The 2,607-nt window shown below is 64.2% G+C and carries 1 protein-coding gene and 1 pseudogene; both read left to right on the forward strand.

Annotated features, from left to right (window positions below):
• Positions 1-386 precede the first annotated feature (386 nt).
• The gene (locus tag DN412_RS42610) at positions 387-1,712 is read left to right on the forward strand and encodes an IS110 family RNA-guided transposase (protein WP_115216965.1); all 1,326 of its coding nucleotides are present in this window, start codon (positions 387-389) and stop codon (positions 1,710-1,712) included.
• 295 nt (positions 1,713-2,007) lie between these two features.
• Positions 2,008-2,493 (forward strand): annotated as a pseudogene (locus tag DN412_RS42615) (IS110 family transposase); the annotation flags it as partial.
• Between the last annotated feature and the right edge of the window lie 114 nt (positions 2,494-2,607).

Raw genomic sequence — 2,607 nt, forward strand, 5'->3', positions numbered from 1 at the left:
TCGCCCGGCGGCATAAAATGATCGATGCGGGTCGGTTGCATGATGTGGCCCTCCAAAGTAAGTTGCTTGAACAGTTCACTTTAGGACCACTCTGCGAATTTGCCGACCCGTCCTCATACATAGCTTCCCAGGGCCGCCAATCGTCCCCGGTGTTCCGGAAGAAACGATGATGCGCTATAACACAGGCGGCAGCCCCTGATGACCGGAAGATCACTGGTGCCCGCAGGCGACGTCACCGGACGCCGCCTGGCGAGCCCGGTACATAGCATGGTCCGGGAATCGTCGGTGACATTGGTGAGCGGCGCAAGCCGCATCCCGTTTGAGAGATCGAGTCCATTCAGACGCTTCCCCTGGTGCTGCCCTCAACCGACCAGCCGGGAGCAGACATGGCCATGCGCACACGGGAAGTCGACGAGGTGTATCCCAACGCCGCCGGGATCGATGTGGGCGCGTCCAGCCACTGGGTCGCGGTCCCGCGGGCAGCCGACGACCAGCCGGTGCGCGAATTCGGCACGATGACCGGTGACCTGCACGCGATGGCTGACTGGCTGCTCGCGTGCGGGGTGGACACGGTGGCGCTGGAATCGACTGGGGTGTACTGGATCCCGGTCTATGAGGTGCTCGAGCAGCGCGGGCTCACAGTCTGGCTCGTCGATGCGCGCCAGCTGAAGTATGTCCCCGGCCGCAAGAGCGACGTGCAGGACTGCCAGTGGCTGCAGAAGCTGATGAGTCTCGGACTTCTGCGCGCGGCCTGGCGCCCCGACGGCGAGGTCTGCGTGGTGCGCGCAGTGGTGCGGCAGCGCGAACTGCTGCTCACCGAACAGGGCAGCTGGGTGCAGCGCATGCAGAAGGCACTGGTGCAGATGAACCTTCAGCTTACCGAAGTACTCAGCGACGTGATGGGTACGACCGGACAGGCGATCATCCGCGCCATCGTCGCTGGCGAACGCGACCCGAAGGTGCTTGCGCGTTTCCGCCACACTCTCGTCAAGGCCAGTACCGAAGACATCATCCGGGCCCTAACCGGCAACTGGCGCGAGGAACACCTCTTCGTGCTCGCGCAGGCGCTGGCGATGTTCGACAGCCTCGCCGAGCGCATTCTCGAATGCGATGCCAAGACCGAGGCGTTGCTCGTCCCACTGGCGCGTCACGACGTCGAGCTGGCCGGCCCGGACAAGAAGCGCCAGAAGAACACCCCCCGCTTCGACGCGCGTGCCGCGCTCGCGCGCTGGGCGGGCGTGGACCTGACGCGCATCAACGGCCTGTCCGTGGCAACCGTGATGACGATCCTCTCCGAGATCGGCCCCGACCTGAGCCGCTTTGCCAGCGTCAAGCACTTCTGTTCCTGGCTGCGCCTGTGTCCCGCCACGAAGATCAGTGGTGGCAAGACGCTGTCTTCCGGTACCCGGCCTTCCGCCAACCGCGCCCGGCAGGCACTGAAGATGGCAGCCATGAGCCTGTCGCGCAGCGACTCCGCACTTGGCGCCTTCTACCGCCGGCTGTGCGCCCGCATGGACAAGCCGCGCGCCAACACCGCGGTGGCCCACAAGCTCGCCCGCATGGTGTACTTCATGCTCACGCGCGGTGAAGCTTTCGTCGACCAGGGGCAGCAGCGTTATGAGGAACAGCAGCGACAACGCAGCATCGCGGCCCTCAGGCGACGTGCTTCCGCCCTCGGATTCCAACTCCAGCCAAATGCCCAGACTCCATGAAAGCCAACATTCTCCCTTGGGTTTCTTGAGAGCATTCCAGGCCACTTGCCCTGGCCCGGCGTGGGCGGAGAAACGGAGATGAGCTATACCGGTGAACGGCAGCGCCGCGATGACCGACAGACCAATGGTGCGCGCTCACGGCGTGGCATGCCGTGGAGTGAGCCCGCTTGAGAGCATGGTCCGGGATTCGTCGGCGACAGTGGTGAGCGCAGCGATGCGCATCCCGTTCATGAGATCGAGTCAATTTCGACGCTTCCCATGGCGCTGCCGTTCACTGACGATTCTGGAGCAGGCGATGGCGATGCGCAAGCGAGAAGACGACGAGGTGTTTCCGAACGCGGCAGGGATCGATATCGGTGCGTCGAGCCACTGGGTAGCGGTGCCTCGGAAGGCCGATGACGAGCCGGTGCGCGAATTCGGCACGATGACCGATGACCTCAACGCCATGGCCGATTGGCTACTGGCGTGCGGCGTCGACACGGTCGCGCTGGAGTCGACCGGAGTCTACTGGATCCCGGTGTACGAAGTGCTGGAGCAGCGCGGCTTGACTGTGTGGTTGGTCGATGCGCGGCAGATGAAATACGTGCCCGGGCGCAAGAGCGACGTGCAGGACTGCCAGTGGCTGCAAAAGCTGATGAGCCTGGGGCTGCTGCGCGCGGCCTGGCGCCCCGGCGATGAGGTCTGTGTGGTGCGCGCGGTGGTGCGTCAGCGCGAGGTGCTACTGGCCGCGCAGGCCGAATGGGTGCAGCGCATGCACAAGGCGCTGGTGCAGATGAACCTTCTATGAGGGAATGGAAGTCAACCCCCCTTCAGCATTGGATTTCAGGTAGGGCATGTTGGAGTCGATACACTTTCCTTGCAAGCCGTTAAGCTTTCCTTCGCGGACTGACGCGGC

It is taken from the genome of Cupriavidus lacunae (assembly GCF_003353055.1).
In the GTDB taxonomy this organism is placed as follows: domain Bacteria; phylum Pseudomonadota; class Gammaproteobacteria; order Burkholderiales; family Burkholderiaceae; genus Cupriavidus; species Cupriavidus lacunae.

Coding starts and splice junctions, on each gene's coding strand:
- DN412_RS42610 (WP_115216965.1), top strand. CDS start 387: ATGGCCATGCGCACACGGGAAGTCGACGAGGTGTATCCCAACGCCGCC.